The following is a 24,985-nucleotide window of genomic DNA, read 5'->3' on the forward strand; positions in this document are numbered from 1 at the left end:
GACCGAGAAAGGATCTGGCTGCGGGACGTTCTGGAACGCACTTGAAGGTCTCGGAAGCAGCCGGTTGACTGTACTCCGTGAACGAGCGACTGCGCTTAGCGATGACCAAGCGCGGCGTCAGCCCCGAAGCCCTGGCGGCCGCATGCGAGGTCGACCCAAAGACGGTCGGACGATGGCTCGCCGGCCGGCTGCCGCACCCGCGCCACCGGTGGACTGCCTCCGAACTGCTCCGCGCCGACGCGACCGAGATCTGGCCACAGTCGACGGCCGCGCCGGCAGTCAGCGCCGGGCCGGATGCGCTGGTGGCCGCGACTTACGCGAACCGAGCGAGCGTCCCGAGGGACCTGTGGCTCCGCCTCCTCGAACACGCTGAGCGGCATGTCGACGTCCTCGTCTACTCGGGCACGTTCTTCGCCCAGAGCAATCCACACGTCGCCGAGATGTTGGCGACGCGGGCTCGCCATGGGGCACAAGTCCGCCTGTGCTTCGCCGACCCGATGGGGCAGGCCGTCGCCCGCCGCGACCAGGAGGAAGAGCTCGATGGCACTATGGCGGCGAAGATCCGCGCCTCGCTCACTTACTACCGACCGCTCCTGGGCCAGGACCGTTGTGAGGTCCGCCTCCATGACGCGACGGTCTACGCGTCGCTGTTCCGGTACGACGACGAGCTGCTCGCCAACCCGCACATCTGGGGCCAGCCCGCCAGCGCCAACCCCCTCCTGCATCTGCGCCGAGCTCCCGCACGGGGATGGTTCGACCACTACGCGGCCAGCTTCGACGCTGTCTGGACCGCCGCCCGGCCCTGGGACGGCACGACCGCACGTACCAGCAAGGAGTAGCCGCCAATGGGCAGGACCGAGTACTACTACGACCCCGAGGCCCCCAAAGCCAACACCTTGATCCCGGCCAGCAATCTCCTCGTCGTCAACGACGCCGGCGAGATCCTGCTCCAGCGCCGCCGCGACACCGGCCAGTGGGCACTTCCCGGTGGTGCCCAGGACATCGGCGAGACTGCGGCTGAGTGTGCCCTCCGCGAGTGTCAGGAGGAGACCGGCATCCTCGCAGAGATCACCGGCTTCCTCGGCGTCTACACCAACCCGCACCACATCGTCGCGTACAGCGACGGAGAGATCCGCCAGCAGTACGAGAACACCTACATCGGCAAGCCGCTCGGCGGAGAGCCCACCATCAACGATGAAGCAGATGGTGTTCGCTGGGTCGCCGTGGACGGCCTCGATACTCTCGACATCCACCCCAGCATGCGCCAGCAGATCGGTGACTACCTCGGTGGGCGCTATCCACACCTGGGCTGAGTGATCTACTCAAGGGAGCTTGCCCCCGGTTGATTGCGGACCGCAGACGATCCGAGCGGCGGCAGGCTCGGCCATAGGACACTTATCCCGTGACCCCCGTTGCATCGTCCCCGGCTGTAGCGGCTCGGATGAGTCGGCAGGCTTCTCGTAACACCTCACAGGAAGTCGCGGTTCGACGACTGCTCTATCACGCCGGCTTCCGGTACCGCGTGAACGTTCCGGTGCCGGGCATGCCTCGGCGAACCGTAGACATCCTGTTCCGGGGGCCGAAGGTTGCGGTCTTCCTCGACGGGTGCTTCTGGCACGGCTGTCCGCAACACGCGACGAGCCCGAAGTCCAACGCGCAGTGGTGGAGGAGCAAGCTCGATCGCAACATCGCCCGCGACCAGGAAACAACAGACCATCTCAGGGGAGAGGGATGGACTGTACTGCGGTTCTGGGAGCATGAGCCGTCCGACCGGATTGCTGCGAGCGTGGCTGGCGCGGTGAGGGGAGCTGTGGCTTCCAAGGCGGCGCCTTCCGGGGCACCTCGGCTGTCAGCGCCGGTTGATAGCGTGCGGTGCTCACGTCGACCGAAGGAGACTGAGTGACAGCACCTTTCACGGCAGGGCTTTGTGGCTTCCGCAATGGCCTCCCGAACACCAGCGACTCGAGCGACAAGTTCTCGATCGAGATCGGGCAGGCATTGTTCTTCGAGCTGGGGGTACCACCGGCGGCTGAGGCTGGCCCCGTGGCGAAGCCCTGGGCTGCCGCCATGGTGGCCGACCTCACTGGTCAGCTCAGCACTGCCGCTCCCCACCTGACCGTGAGCGCAGAGCGACAGCTCTTGCAGTTCGAGCAGTATGCGCACCTCGGCGTGGCCAAGAACCTCGGGGACGACGCCGGGTTCGAGGTCGCCTCCGCCATCAGCGCCCTCGAAGGAGCCCTGGAGGCCGACCCGGGGCTGATCCCGGGGGGAGTCCTTACGGCCGTCGACGGCCTGCGAGCAGCCGTTGCCGGTGCGGAAGAGCGGCGCAGATTGTTGCTCGATCTGATGGCGGACGAGTCACCGCTCAACCTCGACCTTGCGGTGGAGCGGGAGACAATCACGGACCAGCCGAGTGCGGTTCCGCCGCACCTTGTTGCGGGGTTTTCACTCAAGTGGTCGCTCCGGACGGACAGGCTGCAGGATCCTCGCACCCAGGGAGCACAGATGGCTGCGCTCCGCCGGGGCAGGATGCCGCATTTTGCCGCCGTGACCATGGAGCCGCGGCCCTACTTTCTCGGCCGACTTGGCATGGGTACCGGTGATCTGGACTGCGTGTACCACCTGGCCCTCCCGGAACTGGACAAGGCGGTGAACGCCGTCTGCGTCGGTCCCCGGCGAGTCAAGCACCGGGACACGTTCAGGCGGATGGTGGATCAGCGGAGACTACGGGACTACGGCGAGCTCGTCGCGTATCTCTCCTCGCTGTGAGGCCTGGTCAGTAGAGGCTGGGTGCAACGACCCTGTCGTCCCCCTCGCGCCAAGCTACGTACCGTGTGCGACCGATCTCCACGCAGGGTCGGTGAGTATCGGTCGGTGCCGGCGCGAGGCGGACAGCCACGAAGGTGCCCTTGGCGGGCACGGGGAGATCCAGAGCGCGAGCAATCCGAGGGTGATCATTCTGGTGGCCCAGAATGAGGATTCCTTCCTCGCGCAGGACCTTGCGGGCGTCTCTCGCACGCTTGAGCCCGTCCTCCTGACTGGCGACCGTCACAAGGGTGTTGCGATCGACTATCTGTTCCTGGACTTGCCGGAACAGCTCGTTGGTACGGAGCTGCCCGCCGTTGCCACCTCCGCGGTACCCGTCGGACGCACGGAAGATCGCCTCTCGCTTCTCCTGCGGCAGGCCGAGGAGTAGGTTGCGGGGCAGGTCACCCTCGGCGACCAACCAGCGGATTCGGGCCCGCCCGGTGATGTTGAGGGACCGCTTGCCGTCGCGGTTCCGGCCCGCATTGAGCGCATCGTCGGTGATGCGAACGAGCCCGACGCGAAACTTGGAACGCCGGTCGTCCACGGCCATCAGCAGGCACAGATGGCCCATGGCTTCGATCGGAATCGTCCAGTTGACACTCTTGGTGCCGCTCGTGAACTTCGCATCCACTTCGTGGCCCGCGATCGAGTAGTCCATGTCGTCGCCCCGATCGAGTTGGAACGCCGAGCGCGCGACGATCTCGACTTTCGTGCCGAGGTACGTCTTCTCGGTCGACTCGAGCAGGTCGAGGTCGAACCGACCTGTCCGCTGGCCATCGAGGACCTCGTCGATCGACTGTCGCAGCACGGCACCGAAGCGCTGCTCCGTGTGCGCTTGCCGGCGGAACCAACCGAGTACGTCAAGCAGCCCCTCGTCCTCGGCAAGGTCTGGCTCGAGGTGCAAAGGCAGAGGCTCGGCTACGTGCCCTGCGTGTGACGCATGAGTATCCACCGCCGGACCCTATCGGAGCAGAGCCTCCGGCGATGAGTACTTTTGTCAGACCTGCTCCGTAGTCTGATCTATGACTGAGCGTCATGACACTTCGGGGTGGGGGACGATGGCGAACGGCGGGACAGTGACGACCGCGGACGAGGTCCTGGCGCACTTCAGGGTGACTCCCGTTGCCGAAGCGGAGTATCGCCGGTGGGAGGGGGATGAGCGCCGCAAAGAGGTGGTATGCCATGTCCTTCGACACAGGAGCGAGGCTGTGTATCGGCTCGACCGTCGGGACATTGGGACGGCCTGCGAGGCCACGAGTCAGCCCCACGGCCATGCCCTCGGCAACGTGCGGCGGAACGTGGCGGAAAAGGTCACCTTGATTGCCGACTGGAATCCTCCTTTTGCTTTCACCCATGTGCTTCATTACATGCTGGAGCAGAGTGGAAAGATTCCGACTTGGCTGGAATTCATCCACTTCATCCGGGGAACGAATCAGGGTCGGAACATGCTCGGCTGGGCCAGCGAGGCGGCGAGGAGCGAAGCCTTACGGGCGTTGGATCCGCGCGGCCAGCAGCGCTGGAGCCCGAGCGAAGTAGACGATGCGCTTCGGTGGCGTCTCGGGAACGCCTACTACTCCTTTGTGCGAGAGCTGCACGTCCTGGTCCACATGCGCTCCAAAGGGCTTGATGTCCGAGTCCATCCCCTGGCAGACGCACTGTTTCGCACGGATGCCTGGGTGAGCAGAGCCGTTTTCAGTATCTACGTTGGGAATCGCAAGTACAGGAGCAATCACGAGGGGCGCAAGAAGGAAGCTGTGCGCATTCTTGGTGGAGCTCAACCATCGTTCTGCTTCGAGTCCATTCACTTGCCGAGTGCGGCTGAGCGGGGCAAAGTTTACCTCGCCAGCGAAAGTCAATTGGAGGCGCGCTTGAGGAAGCTTCTCCCTTGATGGGCGGATCGATCGCAGTGGTGATGCTCGAAATGCCCCGGCAGCGGTTCCACGGCTGTCCGTGGAACCGGGGCGTGCCTCAAGCCGCGTCCGAGGCGGCCTCTTCCGCCGCCCCGGGGCTTCGCCGGGGCCTGAGGGCCCGCTGGATGTAGGGCTTGATATGCCGGGCAATCGCCTCCGCCAGGATGGGTGGGACTGCGTTGCCGATCTGCTTGGCAATATCGATCTTGCTTCCGCACCATACAAAGTCGTCCGGGAATGTTTGGAGGCGGGCAGCCTCCCGATGAGTAATGGGTCGATTGATCGAATTTTCCTGATTGCTCGGATCCCATTGAGGATGAAGATATTGGCCCTTCTCCGGCTTGAAGAATTCTGTCCTGATGGTCAGGGAAGGGCGATCCCAGCGCATCCGACCCATCACGTCAGTGGTTCCGCTTTTCTTCTCCCGCCAGCATCGGGGGAGTAGGTGATCCGGCAGGTCGAAGCGACCGCCACCCGGTGGAATGTGGTGATAGCGCTCCAGGGAGAGCGCTGTGGGAGTGCGGCCCAGGTGGAGATGGCTGCTGTTGAAGATTCCGGGGACCTGCTTGCCGAAGAACTCTTCGCGGTGGTCGGGTAGCTCGGTTGTTGCGGGCACGGGTGGAAGATCAGCGATGGCGTCTCTCACGGTGCGCCAGGGCTTGAGGCCGAGAAGCTCCGATGGCTCGTGTGTAGCAAAGGGCATCCCGATCCTGCCGATCCGCGAGCCGATGACGATCGCGCGCTTGCGACGCTGAGGGGCGCCGAAGTCCGTGGCAAGAAGCAGCGAGTGAGAAAGGGTGTACTCCTCGAGGAGCCCACCTGGCTGAGTCTCCTGGCGGAGCAGCGCGAACTCGGATGACCCTATGAAGCGGTCGACGTTTTCGATCACGAAGACCATGGGCCTGGCCTGGAGCACGAAGCGGATGTACTGCTTCCACAGCTTGTTGCGGGGGTCGTTCACATCGCGTGACCCAAGGTTTGAGAACCCCTGGCACGGCGGACCACCGATGATCACGTCCGCGTCAGGGATCTCCTCGTCCTTGATCTCGGCAATGTCTCCCCACCGCATGTGCCCCTTGCCGAAGTTCGCCTCATAGGTGGCCGCGGCAGAGAGATCCCATTCGACGGCCATGACGGGCTGGTAGCCCGCGGCATCCTTGAAGCCACGGCTCATGCCGCCACAGCCGGCGAACAGATCGATCACGGTGATTGGTCGCGCCATGCTGGATACGTTAGACGGACTCTGTGACAGTGGATGGCTCTCTATCCATTCCGATGCACAGGCGTCGCACGGGCACGGCTCCGGGAGGGTGACCCGAATTCTGCAGTCGTTCCGGGTATCCCGGGCTACAACGTTCCTTGCTCAAGCAGGTCGCGCACGGCATCGGAGAAGCGGCGCAGCTCGAGCCGTCCATCTCCGTTGCTGAACGCCAGGACGCGGTCGCCCGGGTTGAGCCCTGCTTCGGCAAGAAGACCGAGGGGTAGGGCTACGCGCCCGTGCTCATCGATCACGAGCTCGCTGGGGGTGCGGATCACCGTCGTTGTCCTTGAGGTCTTGTTGGCGATGGCGAAGCGTCCTCCGTAGGAGGGGTGGGACCAGCGTATGTGGTTCGAGCTGCACGAGTCGTCACCAGTACTACGGGCGTTTGCGGACCTCTGGCAGGACTTCATCCAGGAGACCCCGCACCTCGCTCCCACCGAGCACCAGCTGTCGGTCAAGGAGGCGGTTTCCCGTCTCGCACGATGTCTCGCTCACGAGGGCGCAACCGTGGCAGGCCGATAGGTTCAGGTGTGAAGACCCTTGGCGGTCGCTCTCGATGCAGACCGGGTCGTTGGAGCAGAAATCTGCGTCGTCCAAGGCCGAAACGAGGAGCGGGATCAACTTGTCAGGCCCTCCGAGCCTGACAAGTCCCCCAAGGGTTCCTTGCGCATCTCCAGCCGCGGTGTAGATGAGGATGCCCGCGGTCTTATCCGTACGGTCCGAGTTCGCATAGATCCGCTCCTGGAGCGCCGCAGAAGCGTAGCCGCTCGCGAACGCCAAGCGGCGGATCAGCAGATGGGCGAGGGTATGGAGCGCGACGTACCTGGGCTCGGGTACGTCGAGACGGTCGGCCCACGAGGACTCGGCTCGACGCTTGATCAGGAGGCCCGCACGCGCCTGCACCTCTGGTCGGGCCTCCCAGGTTGCCAGCTTCTCTTCCTCGAACTGGAGGAAGATCCCCTCGCCGAACAGCTCGACCGCCGGGTAGGTCGGCCACCGCTTCTGATCTGATCCCAGATCGACACTGATCAAGGCGGCGTCCGCGTGATAGCGGCGGAATCCACGAAGAGCACGGACCTCACGAACCCGCCGCACCTGACCGATGCCATGGATCTTGTCGAGCAGGCTCTGCGGCCCAGCCGCACCCTCCAAGCTGCGTCCATCGACGACAAAGTCGCTACCTGTGCGGTCGCGCCCGCTGTCGAGCTTCTTCAAGAACGCGGCCCACTCGCCGTCCTTCAGGTCCAGCAGCATGTCGTCCGCGCCGGTTTCCTCTCCTCTGGCAACGGCCAGGACGGTCTCGGCCGTGACCCCCAGCTCGTCCGCAATCCATCCGGCCACCATTTCGGCTTGCGGTCCACCGTTGTCCGTCACGACCTTCTCGAAGAAGACGTGGCCACGGATCTCATCCTTCGCCTCGACAGACCGAGGGCGTTCTTCCGGGATGTCGAGGGCCGAGATCTTCTGGGCCATGTAGTTGCCAGTGGCGCCACGTTGTACGGCGACGAGCTCGAACGAGCAAGGGGCTTTTGCCGAGGCGTCCGGTTCCCAGGGTTGCCTTCCCACGCACCGGATCCCGTCCCGCTGCAAGGCACCCTTGGACACGAGCTCCGCGAAGGTACGGGAGTTCCCGCATCCGTGGCATTTGACCACCAGAGACCCAAGGCCCTCCCCGCGGCTTGCCGACTTCTTGAACGTGAGCGACTTGTAGTCACGGCAGAACCGGACTGCCTCATTCAGACTGGCCTCGCGGCCGCGATGCACCCACTGGACCCAGTTGATGTCCTGGATGTGGCTGCCCCGTTCGCAGACAGCAACGTAGCGCATCGGCACCAGGAGACCCCCGCAAGCGCAGGTGTTGCTCCATTTGCCTCTGTTCTTCCCGGTCAACTTGGAGAGCTTGTCGCAGCGCTCACAGAACCGCCAGGCCGGGAACCGCCAATATTGCAACGCGGGCGTGTCTTTGCCTGCATGGCCGGCATGCGTGGGCGGCTGTCGCAGGACACCGGCGCCGAGGCGGGCCAACAGCCTTTCACAGCTGATCTCGTGGGCGAACTTCGTCTTCCACCAGGAGGTGTCCGGCGCCATGAGAGACTCACCTCGGATGTCGACGACGGCACCAACACCGAACGGCGAGATCGTTTCCGACAGCCGCAAATCATGCTTGATCTTCTCCACGATGCACCTCCTCCTGGGGCTCCTGGACCTCGACGGCGACGTTGGGCTCGACGGATCTCATCGAATCTGCGACGAGCCACCCTTCGCCGGATTGACCGAATCTCTTCAGCAGAGCGGCTGGCTCGGACTTCGAACGCTCGTAACGCAGGTTCTCGCCGGACTCACGCGCCTGCGCGGCCCGGCGGTCCCAGTCCTTCAGTTGGCTCCATACGGTGCCCCTCGTCTCGTCCGCTTCGACGGCGTCGGAGCGCGTCACATACCCGAGGAAGCGTTCAACAAGCCGCTCGACCGCGCTGCTCTGGTTGACGTCTGTCAGGTCGAATCTGACCGCGGTGTCGTTGTTGGCGAGCGTAGTGAACGACTGCCTCAGTAGTGCAACTAGAGCACCCGCCAGGGACCGGTCGCGTGAAGCGAGGGACCAGGGCGTGACGCTGGTCGGTTCAACGCTGCGATACAGGGCCTCGTGGTAGCCACGGAACGTCTCGAAATGGGATCTGTCCCTGGCCCGGCTCGACCTGAAGAGGGTGACGACGACGCCGCTCGTGTCTCCGCGGCCGACCCGGCTGGTCGCCTGGATGTACTCCGACGTGGTTTTTGGTTGTCCCACCATGAGCATCAGGGCGAGTCTCGGGATGTCGATGCCGACAGAGAGCATGTTGGACGAGAGGACGACGTCGACCGCCTCCGACGAATTATTGGCGCTGATGCGTAGCGCGCGGAGATCCTGGGGCAGCTCCTCGGCTCCGCGGCGGCTCGTCAGTTCCAGCACCTTCCCTGCCCTCACTGGACGCAGAGGGAGCTCCAGTCGATCGGCTCGGGGCTCAAGTCGGCCGTTCACGTCGTCGACGACGAGGGTCGCGGACCGACCCAGCTCGCGCAGGCTGTTGTGATACATCACTAGCGTCCAATACGCGTCCCGGGACGCGGAGGACGGAGCACGCGAGCCCAGCACTTCAGGGATCTCGAGCATGGGGGTGACAGCAGAGATCACGGCCGATGGCTGAGATACCGATTGCGGCATCAGACCGATGTAGAGGCGTCCTTCTCCACTTTCCACGGGACGGGAGAAGAAGGTGCGGTCGTCCTCCAGTCCTGATGGCGGATACAGGGCCACTGCACGCCCGTAGAGTCCTTGAACCTGTTCCTCGGAGGCACGGATCGTGGCCGTTGACGCGACGATCTTGGGGATAATGCCAAGTTGGCTCGAGAGGAGTTGGATGACTGCGTCGAACACCGCCACCGTGGTGCCGAGCGGCCCCGCCAGCAAGTGCAGCTCATCCTGGATGATCAGGGACGGCTGCTTGAAGCCGGTTCCGATACCGAGCAGCCTGCCGGCTCGGGGATTGAACTGCAGGCGAGCGAACTTGTCGACGGTGGCCAGCAGGATAGTGGGCGGGTCGTCGTAGATAGCCTGATCGACAACTGCGAGCGGCAGCTCGCTGCTGAAGGGACAGGACATGTCGACGCAGTGGAGCACGACCTCCTTCCCGACCAGGCCCATGCCGTAGTCCTCCGGCTTGCTCCTGCCTCTTGGCACCATCGGCGTCCAGCACCACGGACAGCTCTCGACCTGGAACTCGTTGGCCTCCTCAGGAGCAGTCGCTTTGAGCAGACGTTCACGCGCCTTCTCCGCCTCCGTACGTGTGCTGGGCGTGACCTCGTTGCCCACCCAGAGGCCAATCGAGAAGGGGGCCATCCCCTTAGCCCGGCTGTCCGTGGCTCGCAGTATCTCCATGGCGCAGACCAGGGCCGCCGCCCGTTGAAACTGTTGGGACGTCAAAAGGCGCAGTGTGTAACGCGTGATCACGGCGGTGCCACCCCCGGCGATGCCGTGAATGAGCCGACGGTGGAAGATCTCGATCGCTGCGAGAGCGAGATAGGCCTCCGTCTTGCCGCCGCCCGTCGGGAACCAGATCAGGTCGACAAGCTCCCGTTCTTGATGCCTCGTCTCGACCGTGGAGGCCAACGAAACAAGCAGGAAGCCGAGCTGGAAGGGCCGCCATTGCGGTTCCTTCACGGGACAGTCATCGCCATCCCGGTTGATCGACGCCTGCCGGAGCTGGAGTCGCATCGCGGCCATGGCGAGGGAGAAGGCTGTTCGCAAGTCCTGCTGATCGTGCGTCCGAAGAAGGTCCACTCCTTCCCGCATCCGGGTCACCGCATCCACAGACCGCCGGGCGATCCGGATCGCCACCGGCTGAGCTTCCCTGAATGTCTGTGCTCGCTCCAGCTCATCGGAGGCCCAGTTGGCGAAGGCGCTCACAAAGGCGTCCAGAGAGCGAAGCACCGCGTCGGGCTCCGTGTCGATTTCTTGGAGATGCTCGAGTGCCAAGGCCTTCGCCTCCGGCGTCGCCTCGTCGAAGGCTGTCGTCTCGACCGTGGGTACCACGAAAGCCGGCACAGGTTCGAGGAACGCTCTGGTGCAGCGACCTTCCGTGAATTCCCAGCTCGCAGCCATACCGTGGCCGACTGCGTAGACCTTCTTGTTGCGGTAGCGGAGTCGCAGCTCGGCGGTCTCGGGGTCGGTATCGATCGAGCGGGTGGTGTCGTACTCCAGGATTTCCGCACCCGCGGAAGCGGAGACCGACAGGTGGACCTGGAAGAGCATTCGAGCGATGTCGAGTCGGTCGTCGGCGGTCGACTCGGTCAGAACACGGACGTGCACCGTGACCAGCGAGTCACCCTTGAAGTCGCGCCAGCGGGACCCGATCTCGATGGATACATCTCCAACGGACAGAGCGGCAGGTCCTTCACCGCGACGGAGAACAAGTGGGTCGCCGTGGTACGGAGTGCGACGCCACCGGGGCGGTCCTTCCCCGCCGACCGAAGCGTAGGTGCCGCAGGAGAAATCGACCGCGACGGAGTCACTGTTAGTAACGAACGAGATTGCAACCGACGAGGGACGCCAATCTTCGGCCAAGGGGACGCCCGCACCGTCTTCCTCGACGTCACCGTCGGGAACATCGGCAGACAGGACTTCGTCCGGGTGCTCGGCTTCTCCGTCCGGGTCCTCGGCTTCGGGGAGGGAAGCAGAGGGTTCACGCGGGAACAGCATTCCGACGGAGTACTGACGATGGGGCAGATTTGCCGTGAGTTCCTCATCCCCTGCCTCGGGGCCCACGTACGACGCGCGCAGGTGTTTCAACGCCTCCTGCTGGGCACTCGTGAGGTTCACCTGGCGACCTGCTTTCGAACGAGGTCCTGGAGCCGCTTCTTGTCCCCCGCGGACGCAACCACGTGGAGCGTGACGCGGGCTCGGGTGACGGCCACGTAGAACGCAGCCGTTCCCGGGCTGTCGTACTCCTGGGGCAGATCACAGACAATGACGTGCTCTGCTTCCAGTCCCTTGGCGAAACGCGGGCTGGTCACCACGAACCCGGCCTTGGTCTTCCGGGGTTCCTCGTCTGAGGCGACACTGATGATCCAGATGTCTTCGCGGCGCGCACCGTTCGAAACGAGGTCGCGAGCCACAGTCTCGGCAGCCTCGACATCCGCGGCCCTCTCGGTGAACCAGCGCCACTCGACTCTGTCACCATGAACGATGCCCGGGTCTCCGACGTCCGCGCCGAGATACTCCTGGACGACATGGACAATCGCTCGGGTATTTCGCACGTTCCTGTCGAGGTCGTACTGAAGCGCTTCCTGCTGCACAAGCTCGCATACCTCTGGGTCGAACTCGCCGTCCACTCGCGCCTGGTTGTTGGGATCGAGGAACATCCTCCATCTACCACCGGCACGACCCCCGTGGATCACGGAATCCAGCGCATCCATGCCTTCGGCATTCATCAGGTCCTGTGCTTCGTCGACGAAGACGACGTCGTACTGCCTCTCACCGGTCAGCTCGGCGAAGGGAAGCAAGTCGATGTCTCTCCCCGCGATCCGTGGACCGAAGAAGCCGACCAGGGAGGGGGAGTGGAAGGTGATGAGGACCGAGCGCCCCTTGCCGGCCTCCAGCTTGGCGCCCTCCGCCAGGACCAAGGACTTTCCGGTTCCCGCGCCGCCGAAGACGAGCATCCTCGGGTTGCGCGAAAGCGCGGCCAACACGTGGGCCTGGCCGTCAGTGGCCCGGTTCTGCTCCTCGATCACCGCACCGCGCTGGGCATCGATGACGGGCATCCGCGTGAACTCGCCGAACAAGCGCTCGCGCAAATCCTTGTATCGTGCAACTCTGACGCCGGACGGGGCAGTCCGCGCCTTCGAGGCGACGCTTTCAAAGGCCTGCGTCATGGCGGAGATGCTCATCTGGTCCTTGGCCCACCAATGGCTCCCCTTCCACTCGATCGCAGGGGGAGGGGAATCGATGTCAGGCGTGATCGCGACGGCCTCGGTCGCAAACCAGCCGATGCCGTCCTCGTGCAGGATGTTCCGCAACGCATACATGGCAGACTGCGCCTGATCCATCGGGGATTCACGCAGCTTCTTCCAGTCACCGTAGCGGTCGATGCTGTACCAGATGCCGTCGTGCTTCCTGACACCTCCGCCCTTGACCTCGATGAGGATCACGATGCCGTCCCAGAGGACGACGAAGTCTGCCTCGCCTTGCTGCTTGGCTGCGTGGCTTCGAAGCTTGACGGAGTGGAAGGCCACGGCATGCTCTGGCCCGTCGATCGCATGCAGCAGGCGCGCTACGCGACGTTCGGCGTTGCTTGTGGTCGTCGACTCGATATCGGCGAGGTCCGGTACGAGGATCATGATCCCTGCTCCAGCCAGAGGTCTTCGTAGGCGCGGTAGCCGAGGAAGTCGTTGTATGCCCCGAAGTTGTCCGCGACGTCCACGATGAGGCACTCGTCCTTGCCGCCGTTGGCCTTGCCGCGCAGGCCGCGGCCGGCCATCTGGATGTATGCGCTGGGACTGAATGTCGGCCGTGCAATGTAGAGAGCTTGGACCCCAGGTGCGTCGAAGCCCTGGATGAGCAGATCACAGTTGGTCAAAACCCGAATATGTCCCTGCTTGAACTGGTCGATGATGTGGCGGCGCTGTTGCCGCCCAGTCTGGCCGCTGACCGAGGCGGCCTGGACGTTCCTGTAGCTAAGTGTCGCTGCAAGCACCTGGGCAGACAGGACATTCGGCGTGAACACGAGGATCGACCACTCGGGATTGTGTTCCAGCTGCCCCATGATGTGGTTCACAAGAGCCTTCATGCGTGCCTGGTTCCGGCCGATGCGATCGAGCACCTGAGGTTCGAGCTGCCCCATTGACTGGGCGCGCGCAAACTCAGCCGACCCGAGGTTGACATCCATGCCGACCAGCACGTCATGCTTCACCCGTGCGAGGACACCGATTTTCGAGAGTTCCTCGTATGCGTCGAACCCTTCGAACGCCTTCATCTTGCGCTTGCCGAACCGAGAGGCGAGCTCTTTGGTCGGCTCGTTGTCGTACGCCCTGCCTTTGAACGGGGTCGCCGAGAGGCCGACCAATGGCCGCTCCTGGCTGTGGCCGTCGACGCCAAGCCATCTGAGGATCTTGGTGTATCGCTTCGAACCGCCAGCTCGGTGAGCCTCGTCGATGAAGACGGCAGCGGGACGACTCAGCCACTCGTACTCGGCTGTGCCAACCACCTTCTCAAGTTTGGCGTCGGTGGCAACGATCACGCTGAACTCGGTGTCAGGCTGGTGAACGTTGTTGTTCTCCCAGAGCCGGCCGATGGTCAACGGACGCTCGTCGCCGAGCCAACGCCATACAGTTTCGAAGGTCTGCACTGCCTGCTCGCAGAGCTCCATCGACTGCGCGATCCAAAGCACGGTGCCGCTCAACCTGTCGTCGGCGAGGAGCCGGAGCACAGTCTCCGTCGCCACACGGGTCTTGCCCGCCCCTGTGGGCAGTTCGACGAGACCCTTGAGTGCGTCGCCGTTTGCTTCCCGGAGAGTCAGAACGTCCCGCAGTTGTCGACTGATCTGCTTCTGGAATTCGTGCAAGTCGCCGAGGGATACAGCGCCGGGCACAATGAACTCTTCATCCTGACGGTCGTTCCGTCGCCCTGCGTACTTGGTTCCGAAGCCCATCTTCCGAAGCCAGGCTATTGTCGGTGCGCTACCAGCCCAGACTGTAGGGACATCTGTGTACCCTGCTTCACTGAACTGCTCTTTGAGCAGCCGTATTGAGTCGCTACCGTACACAGTGAGGAGGAGATCGCCGACGGAAGTTGAAGCATTCACCAAGCCTTGTGCTTCGAGAGCCTGCCAGAGTCCTTTGGGAAGAACCTCCTTCAGTGTGTCGTCACCAAAGAAGACCTCCAGGCGCTCTGCGTCGTCGGACGCAGAGCGTGCAGCCTGGCGCTGCTCCTCGAGGCGTTGGTCGAGGCCTGCCTGAAGAACGTCGCTCAGGTCGGCATTTGTCAACCTCAGTTCGAAGGCAGCGTTGATGATCTCCAGGATTTGTCTCTCGTCAAGGTCCGCGCGGACCATGAGCGCGAGTCCCTCCAGATGCGATTCGAGCGTCTCGTCCTCGACACCGTCTCCGTCCGCCGTGGTCACGCGCTTTGTGATGTGAACAGCCTTGATCACGGTTGCGTTCAAGACCTTGTCTGCAACGAAGGTCGAACGGAGCCCGGTGTACAGGTCGATGACCGGCTCGGGGTCCCGCTGGCCGTCGATGAGGATGGAGGCAGCGAAGCTGTCTTCGAACCTTCGGCAGCCGATCACCCTTACCAACTGCTCCGTCTGAAGCTCGTTGGAGCGGAGGAATGGCTTCTGCTTTGTGCTGAGGAAGGCGACTTGCTCGTCGGTGGTCGCGAGGTACACCGTGTCAGGCCGCCGCAACTCGATGTTGCGACCGACCCGGGCGGGGATCAGAGGCGGATGCACGTCGGGGAACGCGATCCGGCCAGCCGTGAGGACAAACTTCGTAAGGGTGCCGTCTTTGATCTGCGACGGGATAAGTCCCGACTCGAGGGAACCACGGAGTACGTCAGGGGGCACGTCGTCCAGCTCCTTCGGCAGAGCCAGAGCATCTTCGACGTGCCGCGGCCCGCGGAAGAGCGGGAGCAACGCCTCGAACTCGATCAGCGATGCAGACACGACCTGGCTCGGAGCGCGGAAGCCGCGATTCGACTTGAGTAGACCTGCTCGCTCCACGGCCCACCGAACGGGGGACAGGACATTGCGGCTCTGCCGAGTGTCGATGTCCTCGCAGGCCCAGTAGGCGTCTCCGTCAAACCGGAGAAGCTCAGATGTCCACAACTCACGGATGTGGTCCGGAGCTTGACCCTCCTGCAGCATGAGGAGCACAGAGAACGGCCCAGGGCCTTCGTTCCTGTCGAATTCGATTCGCTCGATGGGACGCTCTCCAGGACCGAGTCTGCGGTTGAGCTCGTCTATAACGTCTCTGGAGTACTCGTGGAAGTAGACCTCGTCCTCGACCGAGTAAGTTGGCACCGCAGCATGAATAACTCCAGCAGCATGTGCGACTTGAGGTACGCAGCGCGTTCGGTCCAGCAGTCGGCCTTCGATGCCGTCACCGAGTCCGTCGATGTCGATCACTTGCCCGGGCCAGGACCAGCCACCATCGCGGGTTGGCACCTTGATGCAGCTCTGAGTGTCGTGTGAGACGACTTTGCTGGCCACGTCCACGCGTACGTCGAGGACAGAGTCCCAGAACTTCGCAAGTTCCTCGTCGCTCGACCCCGCTGAGAGCTTGGCCATCCTGGCTCTGAGGATGGCCAGCGGATCCAGGTCGCGGAATCCCGCCTTCTCGCGGAGCTTCCTTTCGACGCTGGGGATGGCCAGGAACTGTGGGACGACGAATGCGGCTCCCTCGATGTCGACATCGTCGACACGTTCGAGGAACACCTCGTTTCGATCTCCCAGGGTCCTCATCCCGCTCGTGGTCGGGATGATCTTTGCTGATCCAATGTCGTTGATCTTGGGGTTCATCAGGACGAAATCCAAAGCCTGAGCTGCGGACTTCAGATCGGGTCCTTCCGCCCATTCTCGCAACCAGGACAGCAGGCCCCGCTGGGCGACCTTCGCCAGAGCCTTCGTCTCGTCCCTGGTCCGTCGATCCAGGAAGTCGGCCGAGACGCTGTGGACGTAGAGCTGTCGTAGGCGGGCCACACGCTGGTCGGTCGCGTAGCAACGCCAGTGCGGGACGTTGTTGTCCGTGTTGGGGGATTTGATCCAGGCCTCGTGATCGCTCTCGGGTACGTCGTAAGTGAAGTCAAGAGGCAGCAACTCCCGCGGTGCACACATGCCGCCCGTTGCATCAGGGATCAGCCTTGCCTCGGATGCGATTTCGGGGATGTGCGCACAGAGAACCAGGTCGCCGAACGATTGAGTCTCGCGACCACGTGCCGGCATGTAGTCGAGGTGAGCGGCCGGGTCCCGGGTCGATGCGACCTTCGGCAAGATGTCCACGAAGGCGCTGGAGAGGGTGACCAGGATCTCTCGGTTGTACGTATTTTCCTGGAGTGTGGTGCGATCGTCGTTCACGCTCCAGGGTGCGTTGAACAAGGCGGATGCTGACGTCTTGTCCTGAAGTGGGAAGTACGACCAGAACTCGCCCCGCCGCAGCTGGGCGAATCGTGCTGGGATGGCAACCGTGACCTTCACCTGATCACGCGACACCGCCTCGCCGACCTCTGCTCTGGCCTCGGGGGTGGGTGCATGCATTCGATTTTCGACGTACCACTCCTCGTGGTCACCGTCTGGGCGATCTATGCGGAATTTTCCATCGCCCAGATCCCGCGACACGTGGGTCGTAGCGAAGTCTTGTCCGGCTCCGATCACTCGGAGCCGGACTTCACGGACATCATTGACGAAGAGAAGGAAGTCGGACCGGAAATCTTCGATCTCCGCCCTGAGGTGTTCCAGCTTGGACACCCGCGGTAGCTTGACGATCGTGACGGCCCACTCTGCGAGCTCGGTCAGGATCCGATCCGCGGCGAACTCGGCTTCGGCGCCGATCTGTGTCGCGGTCCTCAGCACCGGCAGCCGCCTGGCCGCTGATCCAACCGACGCGATCGCCGCCTTGGCCTTCGGGGAGCCGAACTGGAGCGAGACCGACCGGCTGAAGACCTGGGGAGCGTCAGTGACTGCCAGAACCGACTTGAACCCGAGGCCGAAGCGGCCGATCTCGTCGCCCCTCTTGCCGCTGAGGTATGCGTGAGCAAGCGTGGTCAGGCCGGTGAGCGAGAGCGGGCGGCCGGCGTTCGCGCAGTACAGGGTCTGGTGATCAAGGTCAAGGATGATCTCGATCCGGCCGGCTCCTTCTGCGTGCTCGTCGGCACCCGACATGGCGTCGGCTGCATTCTGCACCAGTTCCAGGAGCGTGCGGTTGGAGTACCCGCCGACGCGGATGGACTCTTCGTGGTTGGCGTGCTCGGTGATCAGGTTCGGATTCGCACGGTAGGCGTCAATCGCCCGTTCGAAGAGGACGTCCACCTCCTGCGCCAACCGCGGGTCGGGGACCCAGTCGCCAGCCTTCATCGCCACGACTGCACCACCTCGTTTGCCGACGCCGCGGTACACCACTGCCAGACCCGCACTTAGGTGGCTCCTGATCGTTGATCGCAGACCTCTGATGGTGCGTCACGTCACGCATCATCAACCCGCCCGGACTGTAGACCTGGTCACCGACAAGCTCGGTCGCAGACATCGCACCGTCAGCCCGGGGCAGGAGATTGGAACCTACACCGAACCTTCGCATTCTGTCTGGCTCGGACGAATCTTCGATCAGGTCGCGTCCTCCGGGGTGGGTGGCAGTTGCCAGTGATCCATTGTCCTCTCGGGGTGCGATGCTCACCAGCGGAGTCCCGGACGGCTGCTGGCGCGAGATGGAGGCCACCGAGACACGAAGACGCGCAGGCAAATCGAAGCGGTGAGTAGACAGACAACGTTGATGCCATCCGGAGCGATGGCGAACTGAGGTAGCGGGCTGGCGTCGATGTAGATGACGGGGGCGTTGCTGTCCGATGGGCGCAGCCGTCACCTGGCCGTGGGATGCGGGTTCGCTCCAGGGGCGAGCAATCCGACCCAAGCGGGTGACCATGGTGGGTCAGTGCACAATCAGTGCACATTCACGAGGGAACTCCCGGGAAACTGCAGGTCAGCGAAGGGCATCGCCAACCGGGCCCAGCGGGCTTCAGCGGCCCATTTTCGCAGGTCAACGGCTAGGCGGCGGACGAGTCGGCCTGTACGCCGGGTTCTGTCTCCGCGGTCCGTTGCCGGGCCGCGGGAGGCGGTCATCCATCTAGGGCGACCGTTGCCGGCCGCCTCAAGCGGTCTACCCGCTGACTCGGGCGAGCAGCCCTCAGACGTCAGCGCAAGGGGTCCGAGGACCCCCATCTTGACCTTGCTCCAGGTGGGGTTTACCGAGCCGTCCAGGTCACCCTGGACGCTGGTGGTCTCTTACACCACCGTTTCACCCTTACCGGGCGCCTAGGCGCCCGGCGGTCTGCTTTCTGTGGCACTGTCCCGCGGGTCACCCCGGGTGGCCGTTAGCCACCACCCTGCCCTGTGGAGCCCGGACGTTCCTCGGCGGGTCCCCTGAGGAACCCGTCGCGACCGCCCGGCCGGCTCGTCCGCCGTGGTGACCATGGTAGCGGCTCCCCCAGGTCCGCCGTCCGCTCACGCCGTGGCGAAGCGGACCGCGGGGAGGGAGAGGTCGACGTCGGTGAGGCGCACGCGGATCTCCTCGCCGAGCGGCAGCGGGCCGCCGCCGTTGGTCAGCGGGGCGCGGACGGCCGGGTCGTGGAGCTGGACGGTGCCGCGGGCCGGGCGGCGTTCGTCCACGTCGATGACGATGCCCTCGAAGAGCTCGCCCTCACGTCCCGTCAGCAGCGCCGCCTCCACGAGGTCGACGCAGGCGTGCTCGACCTCGTGGGCGCGGCGGTCGCCGCCCGCCATCAGGGCGGGCAGGCTGGGCAGCGCGTCGCGGGCCCAGCCCGGGACCTCGGCTCCGGCCGCCAGCGCGAGGCAGACCTCGCCCGCGAAGCGGTCGACCAGGCGGCGCAGCGGCGCGGTGCAGTGCGCGTACGGGGCGGCGACCGCCGCGTGGCCCGGATGAGGCGGGACCACGCCGTCGAAGGCCGTGTAGGCGGCGCCGCGCAGCAGCCCCGTGCACTCGTTGAGGAACGCGGCGTGCGCCGGCCGCTTCGGGTCGAGCGAGCGGATCAGCTGGGCGTAGGGAACGTCCTCGGGCCAGTCGACGCGCAGCGCCCGCGCCACGCGGTGCAGCTTGGCGACGGCGGACGCCGGGGCGCCCGGCAGGGTGCGCAGCACGCCCACCCCGCCCGTGATCATCAGCTGCGCCGCCGCCATGCCCGTCAGCAGCGAGATCTGCGCGTTCCAGCTGTCCGCCGGCAGCGGCGCGCGGTAGGCGAGGGTGTAGCCGTCGCCCGGGATCTCCTCGACCTCCTGCTCCGGGATCGGGAGGCTGATGCCGCCCCGGACGGCCTCGCGCTCCTCCCGCAGCGGGCCGATCACGCCGAGCAGAGCGAGTGCCTCCTCGGCCGTGTCGGTGTCCAGCGCGCGCTGGACGCCCGCGTAGTCGAGCTTGGCGCGGCTGCGGACCAGGGCTCGGCGCAGCCGCGTGGTGCGCAGTTCGCCGTCGGAGTCGAGGTCGAGCTGCCACAGCAGCACGGGGACGTCCTGGCCCGGCAGCAGGCTGGCCGCGCCCTCGGACAACTGCTGCGGGTGGAGCGGGACGCGGATGTCGGGGAAGTACAGCGTCTCCACGCGCCGTCGCGCCTCGGCGTCGATCGCGCCGCCGGGCCGGACCCAGGCGGCGACGTCGGCGATGGCGTAGTGGACGCGGTAGCCGCCGCCCGGGAGGCGCTCCAGGTGCATGGCCTGGTCGAGGTCGCGCGAGTCCGGCGGGTCGATCGTGAACAGCGGCAGGTCGGTCGCGTCCACCCGCTCCCCGGGCGTGACGAGCGGCGTCGCCGAGACCGCCTCGACCTCGGCCAGGACCGCGGGCGAGAACCCCGTGGCCAGGCCCAGCCGGGCGCGGAGCGCGGCCAGCTCGGAGTCGATCCGGGCGGCCCCGGTGGTCCTGACGCTCACAAGTCGACGTGGCACGCGCCCCAGCCTAACGAGCGCCGCGACCCAACCCGCCGGGAGCCGGTCGAGCCCGCCCGGGGGCGGGTCAGCGGTACGGGTTGTCGTCCGGTCGGTCGCCGGGGTTCGCGGGCGGCTGAGGCAGCCCGCCGTACGGGTTCGGGTGCGGCGGCTTCCCCTGCGGGTGCGGGGGAGCGGGCGGGCCGCCGTAGGGGTTGGGCGTCGGCGGCTGCCCCGGCCGGCCACCGCCCGGACCGGGAGGCGTCGACGGCGGCCCGTACGGACCCGGCGGGTACGGCGGAGTGGGCGGTGCGGCCGGACCAGAACGACCCGATGGCCCCCCAGGACCCGATGGCCCCCCAGGACCCGACGGACCCGACGGACCCGACGGACCCGACGGACCCCCCGGCGCGGGCGGCGGCGGGTACGCCCCCGACCCCTGCGGCCCCGTCGCCGGCCCGCCACCGCCCGGCAGCCCGCCACCGAACGCACCGCCACCGTACGCACCGCCGCCGTGCGAGCCGCCGTCGTACGCACCGCCGCCGTACGGGCCGTCGTAGGGGCCGCCGGGCGTCCCGCCCAGCCGCGGCCCCGGGCCGGCGTCCGCCGGGCCGACACGCTTCGCCTCCGCGAAGCGCCGCACCAGCAGCGCGCCCAGCGCGCCCAGGACCGCGCCCTCGACCAGGCCGAGGACCAGCGCCAGCGCCACGTTCCCAGTGATGCTCAGCCCGGCGCCCACCGCGTCGAACCCGAACACCGACAGGTTCGCGTTCACCGTCACGTCCGCGAGCCCCAGCAGCACCGGTGTGACGACCATCAGGGCGACACCCAGCCGCACTGCCGCACCGCCGACCTCCGCGCCCGGCGACTCGGCGGCCGCCGCCCTCCGCGGCGTGCGGACCGCCGCGAACACGCCCGTCGCGAGCAGCATCAGCACCACCGCGACCGGCAGTAGCCAGACCCGGCCGTCCTGGGCCGCCAGCGAGGAGACGGTGATCGTCTTGCCCTGTCCGCCCGCCAGGAAGGTGTTCACCGGCGCGGGCAGAAAGTGGGTGAGCGGGCCGGAGGCCTGGCCCGCGAAGCTGACGCCCATGCCGAGCGGAATCGCGATGAAGACACCGTTCGGGGCGGCGAGCAGCGCGCCGCCGATGGTCTTCGCGCCGCCGTTGCCGCTCAGGCCGACCACGATGCCCGCGATGGCGCCGACGACGCACGCGCCGACGTACACCGTGGCGATCGCCGAGGCCACCGGCCGCACCGTGCGGGCCAGCCCGGACCAGGCGGTGGGCAGCGGCGCGCGGCGGGCCGCGACCACGGCGAAGGCCAGCACGACAACGACCCACAGCAGTCCGATGCCGAGCGTGGGCAGGACGTCGACCTTGAAGCCGACCGTCGGCTTGGTGTTGCCGCCGACCACGCCGCCGATCAGACCGCTCAGTCCGCCGAACGGGTCGCCACCGCCGCCGGAGCTGCCGGAGCCACCGCCGCCGCCCGAGCCGGTCAGTGAGGAGACGTCGATGGACACCGTCCCGTTGCCGGACCACGCCACGATCGCCAGCAGCACCAGGAAGGCGACGACCGCCCCGGCCGCCCGCACGCCCAGTTCGGCGACGGTCAGCGCAGTCACCCGACGGAGTGAACGCGTGAACAGCCAGCCCAGCACCACCGCGCCGACCAGGGTCAGCCCCAGCGGCATGATGTCGATCGACCCCTGAGCTGCCGCAGCGTCAATTCCGAACACCGAGACGTCACCGGTGGGGCTGATCCTTCCGCCGACGGCCATGGCGACCAGGGCCGCCGTCACCGGGCCCAGGTTCGCATGCGCGTCCAGGCCGAGCAGGTGCACCCCGAGCGCGCCGACGGCGCCCATCGCCACGAAAGCCCAACTCGCCGACATGGCAGCGGAGACGACGCCACCCAACAGGCCTGCACCGCCCGCCCGCGGACCGCCGCCGGCTGGGCGGCCGTGCTGGTACACCGTCATCTCGTCCACCATTCCCGCGCGTCACGCGAACGACCGGCAACGTCCGCCCCCAGGCGTCAGGTTGCCACACGGTCACGGTCCGGCGTCAGCAAGACGGTTCCGGTTCTGCGTTCGGTGACCGAGCTGGAATGATTCCCCCAGTCGTTCGGCATCCCTACACTGCCCTGGCAAGGGCGGGGCAACCTCGGGGGAACTACATCGTGGGGCAGGCAACAGTGCCGCAGCTGGTACTTGAACTCAACGGACAGCGGTCCACGCTGGAGCCGGGGCGTACGTACACCGTGGGTCGCAATCCGCAGTGTGATTTCACGATCAGCGACGCGCGGGTGTCATGGCAGCACGCGACGATCTCCTTCGCGGGCAACGCCTGGCTCTTCCAGGACCTGGGCAGCACCAACGGCACCTTCCAGGACGGACGCCGCACCAACCAGGCGTATCTGGGCGACGCGGCGGTGATCACGCTCGGCAACGCGGAGAACGGGCCGCGGCTCAGCTTCACGGGCGTGCCCAGCCAGGTGCCGGCCGCGCAGCCGGGGCAGACGCCCGCCGCCGGATGGCACGACCAGCAGACCGCGCGTGTCCAGCCCGGGCAGGTGCCGCCGCAGGCGACGCCCCAGCAGCCCGGCTACCAGCAGCAGTCCCAGCCCCAGCAGTACCAGCAGCAGGCCGGCTACGCCCAGCAGCAGCGGCAGTACCAGCAGCCCGCGCAGCCGCAGGCGTTCCCGCAGCAGCAGGGCGCTGCCGCCGGCTACCCGGCCGCCGGGCAGGGCTACCCGCCTCCGTCCCAGGTCTCGGCCCAGCAGAGCTCCGTCGACCCGCTCTACGGCGCGCGCAACCCCACGATGGTGCGCAACCTGACGGCGGGTCTGAAGACCATCCGCATCGGCCGTGGCCTCGACAACGACCTGGTCGTCTCCGACCTGCAGGTCTCCCGCCACCACGCCGAGCTGCGCCAGCTCACCGACGGCCGCTACGAGATCGTCGACCTCGAGAGCCACAACGGCACCTACCTCAACGGCCAGCCGATCACCCGTCAGGTGCTGACGGCGCAGGACATCGTCGGCGTCGGGCACTCGACGTTCCGTCTGGTCGGCGACCGACTCGAGGAGTTCGTCGACACCGGTGAGGTCTCCTTCTCCGCCCGCCACCTGACCGTCGAGGTCGAGCACAAGGGCCAGAAGAAGATCCTGCTCAACGACGTCAGCTTCGCCGTCCCCGAGAAGTCGCTCATCGGCGTGATCGGCCCCTCCGGATCCGGCAAGTCGACGCTGCTGCGCGCGCTCACCGGTTACCGCCCGGCCGACCGCGGCGATGTCCTCTACGACGGCCGCAACCTCTACAAGCAGTTCGCCGAGCTGCGCCAGCGCATCGGCCTGGTGCCGCAGGACGACATCCTGCACTCCCAGCTGACCGTCCGCACCGCCCTCGAGTACGCCGCCGAGCTCCGCTTCCCCGGCGACACCGAGAAGGCCGAACGCCAGCGCCGCGTCGACGAGGTGCTCGTCGAGCTGCACCTGGAGAAGCGCGCCGACAACCGCATCACCGCGCTCTCCGGCGGTCAGCGCAAGCGCGTCTCGGTCGCGCTCGAGCTGCTGACCAAGCCGTCGCTGATCTTCCTGGACGAGCCGACCTCGGGCCTCGACCCGGGCATGGACCGCGACGTCATGAAGATGCTGCGCGACCTGGCCGACGAGGGCCGCACCGTCCTGGTCGTCACCCACTCGGTGGCCGAGCTCGCGCTCTGCGACCGCCTGCTGGTGATGGCGCCCGGCGGTTCGGTGGCGTACTTCGGCCCGCCGAAGGAGGCCCTGCACTTCTTCCAGTGCGAGACGTGGGCCGACGTCTTCCAGGCCTTCGAGAACCACGCCGAGCACGACTGGGGCGGCCGGTTCCGCGGCTCGGTGCACTTCCAGATGTACGCGGCCGACGTCGACGCCGTGCAGGCCCAGTCCGCGGGGATACAGCAGCACCAGACGCAGCCGCCCAAGCAGCAGAGCTGGGGCTCGCAGCTGTCCACGCTGGTCCGCCGCTACGTCGCCGTCATCGCGGCCGACCGCGGCTATGTCGCGCTGCTCTTCGCGCTGCCGCTGATCATGGGCGCGATGAGCGCGGCGATCCCGGCCAAGTTCGGCCTCGGCCCTTCCGATCCACCGCAGGCCGGCAACCACGACGCGGCGACGGTCCTGCTGCTCCTCGCTGTCAGCGCCTCCCTCACCGGCGCGGCCAACGCGGTGCGTGAGCTGATCAAGGAGCGGGTGATCTACGAGCGCGAACGCGCCGTCGGCCTCTCCCGCTCCGCCTATGTGGCCTCGAAGATCATCGTGCTGGGCGCGATCACCGCGCTCCAGTCCGTCATGGTCGCCATGATCGGCCTGCTGCCGCGCAAGCTGCCCAGCAGCGGTCTGCTGATCTCCAGCACGGCGCTGCCGGAGCTGGTCCTGGTCGTGATGCTGCTCGGCATCACCTCGATGACGCTGGGTCTGGTCATCTCCGCACTGGTGAAGACGGCCGAGAAGACCATGCCGCTGCTGGTGCTGATCGCCATCATCCAGGTCGTCTTCTGCGGTTCGCTGATCCAGGTCGCCGGCCAGCCCGGCATGGAGCAGCTCGCCTGGTTGGTCCCGTCCCGGTGGGCCGTCGCGGCGCAGGCGGCGTCGATCAACCTGCTGCAGATCCAGGGCCTCGGTGCCGACGGCAAGCCCACCAGCGACTCGCTGTGGACCCACACCGTCGCCCAGTGGGGCATCGACGTCGGCGTGCTCGTGCTGCTCGGCGTGCTGTGCAGCGTGCTGGTCGCCCGCCTGCTGCGCCGTCACGAGCCGGAGGTCATGCGCAGCCGCTGACGCGGACG

15 protein-coding genes and 1 other RNA gene are annotated in these 24,985 nt (G+C 66.2%); 6 read left to right on the top strand and 10 right to left on the bottom strand.

Features of this window, described 5'->3' with window-relative positions:
• Window positions 1-77 precede the first annotated feature (77 nt).
• From TR48_RS20825 to TR48_RS39055, 4 genes are all read left to right on the top strand, one after another.
• Window positions 78-839, top strand: coding sequence for a helix-turn-helix domain-containing protein (locus tag TR48_RS20825; protein WP_174501726.1), 762 nt, complete (start codon window positions 78-80; stop codon window positions 837-839).
• Between the two features lie 6 nt (window positions 840-845).
• Complete coding sequence (locus tag TR48_RS20830; protein WP_042369548.1) at window positions 846-1,313, top strand: NUDIX hydrolase; 468 nt, start codon at window positions 846-848, stop codon at window positions 1,311-1,313.
• 128 nt (window positions 1,314-1,441) lie between these two features.
• Window positions 1,442-1,903 carry a very short patch repair endonuclease gene (locus TR48_RS40685; RefSeq protein WP_084729600.1) on the top strand — a complete coding sequence of 154 codons (462 nt, stop codon included), beginning with the start codon at window positions 1,442-1,444 and terminating at the stop codon, window positions 1,901-1,903.
• Entirely contained in the window at window positions 1,900-2,769 is an 870-nt protein-coding gene (locus tag TR48_RS39055; protein ID WP_052442842.1) for an NgoMIV family type II restriction endonuclease, read from the top strand. The genes TR48_RS40685 and TR48_RS39055 overlap by 4 nt, the downstream gene beginning before the upstream one ends.
• Before the next feature lie 7 nt (window positions 2,770-2,776).
• Here TR48_RS39055 and TR48_RS20840 read toward each other — a convergent pair whose 3' ends face one another.
• Window positions 2,777-3,712, bottom strand: coding sequence for a NaeI family type II restriction endonuclease (locus TR48_RS20840; RefSeq protein ID WP_052442843.1), 936 nt, complete (start codon window positions 3,710-3,712; stop codon window positions 2,777-2,779).
• 304 nt (window positions 3,713-4,016) lie between these two features.
• On the opposite strand from TR48_RS20840, the gene TR48_RS20845 reads away from it, so the two are divergent.
• The gene (locus TR48_RS20845) at window positions 4,017-4,697 is read left to right on the top strand and encodes a hypothetical protein (RefSeq protein WP_152628069.1); all 681 of its coding nucleotides are present in this window, start codon (window positions 4,017-4,019) and stop codon (window positions 4,695-4,697) included.
• Window positions 4,698-4,776: 79 nt separating this feature from the next.
• On the opposite strand, the gene TR48_RS20850 is transcribed toward TR48_RS20845, so the two are convergent.
• From TR48_RS20850 to TR48_RS20885, 9 genes are all read right to left on the bottom strand, one after another.
• Complete coding sequence (locus tag TR48_RS20850; protein WP_042369552.1) at window positions 4,777-5,940, bottom strand: DNA cytosine methyltransferase; 1,164 nt, start codon at window positions 5,938-5,940, stop codon at window positions 4,777-4,779.
• Between the two features lie 125 nt (window positions 5,941-6,065).
• A complete protein-coding gene (locus TR48_RS20855) occupies window positions 6,066-6,254 on the bottom strand; it encodes an AbrB/MazE/SpoVT family DNA-binding domain-containing protein (protein WP_042369553.1) in 189 nt (62 codons plus the stop codon).
• Between the two features lie 100 nt (window positions 6,255-6,354).
• On the bottom strand, window positions 6,355-8,157 hold the full coding sequence (drmB, locus tag TR48_RS20860) for a DUF1998 domain-containing protein (protein ID WP_042369554.1): 1,803 nt from the start codon (window positions 8,155-8,157) through the stop codon (window positions 6,355-6,357).
• Window positions 8,138-11,332, bottom strand: a complete 3,195-nt coding sequence (locus tag TR48_RS20865) for a helicase-related protein (protein WP_042369556.1) — start codon at window positions 11,330-11,332, stop codon at window positions 8,138-8,140. Before TR48_RS20865 ends, drmB begins: the two co-directional genes overlap by 20 nt.
• A complete protein-coding gene (locus TR48_RS20870; RefSeq protein ID WP_042369558.1) occupies window positions 11,329-12,849 on the bottom strand; it encodes a nuclease-related domain-containing DEAD/DEAH box helicase in 1,521 nt (506 codons plus the stop codon). Before TR48_RS20870 ends, TR48_RS20865 begins: the two co-directional genes overlap by 4 nt.
• Window positions 12,846-17,579 (bottom strand): sacsin N-terminal ATP-binding-like domain-containing protein, encoded by a 4,734-nt coding sequence (locus TR48_RS20875; protein ID WP_042369635.1) that lies wholly within the window; start codon window positions 17,577-17,579, stop codon window positions 12,846-12,848. Before TR48_RS20875 ends, TR48_RS20870 begins: the two co-directional genes overlap by 4 nt.
• Before the next feature lie 691 nt (window positions 17,580-18,270).
• Window positions 18,271-18,672, bottom strand: an RNA gene (gene rnpB, locus TR48_RS39060) — RNase P RNA component class A.
• A gap of 47 nt (window positions 18,673-18,719) precedes the next feature.
• Window positions 18,720-20,171 (bottom strand): RNB domain-containing ribonuclease, encoded by a 1,452-nt coding sequence (locus TR48_RS20880; protein WP_042369560.1) that lies wholly within the window; start codon window positions 20,169-20,171, stop codon window positions 18,720-18,722.
• Between the two features lie 67 nt (window positions 20,172-20,238).
• Complete coding sequence (locus TR48_RS20885) at window positions 20,239-22,134, bottom strand: streptophobe family protein (protein ID WP_152628070.1); 1,896 nt, start codon at window positions 22,132-22,134, stop codon at window positions 20,239-20,241.
• 215 nt (window positions 22,135-22,349) lie between these two features.
• On the opposite strand from TR48_RS20885, the gene TR48_RS20890 reads away from it, so the two are divergent.
• Window positions 22,350-24,977, top strand: a complete 2,628-nt coding sequence (locus TR48_RS20890; protein ID WP_042369562.1) for an FHA domain-containing protein — start codon at window positions 22,350-22,352, stop codon at window positions 24,975-24,977.
• Window positions 24,978-24,985: the final 8 nt, after the last annotated feature.

This window comes from Streptacidiphilus neutrinimicus, from assembly GCF_000787815.1.
Lineage (GTDB): Bacteria > Actinomycetota > Actinomycetes > Streptomycetales > Streptomycetaceae > Streptacidiphilus > Streptacidiphilus neutrinimicus.

Bases quoted from the DNA above. Each gene is read 5' to 3' on its own strand.
- TR48_RS40685 (WP_084729600.1), top strand. From the start codon at position 1,442: ATGAGTCGGCAGGCTTCTCGTAACACCTCACAGGAAGTCGCGGTTCGA.
- TR48_RS20870 (WP_042369558.1), bottom strand. From the start codon at position 12,849: ATGATCCTCGTACCGGACCTCGCCGATATCGAGTCGACGACCACAAGC.
- TR48_RS20885 (WP_152628070.1), bottom strand. From the start codon at position 22,134: ATGACGGTGTACCAGCACGGCCGCCCAGCCGGCGGCGGTCCGCGGGCG.
- TR48_RS20830 (WP_042369548.1), top strand. From the start codon at position 846: ATGGGCAGGACCGAGTACTACTACGACCCCGAGGCCCCCAAAGCCAAC.
- TR48_RS20875 (WP_042369635.1), bottom strand. From the start codon at position 17,579: ATGAAGGCTGGCGACTGGGTCCCCGACCCGCGGTTGGCGCAGGAGGTG.
- TR48_RS20850 (WP_042369552.1), bottom strand. From the start codon at position 5,940: ATGGCGCGACCAATCACCGTGATCGATCTGTTCGCCGGCTGTGGCGGC.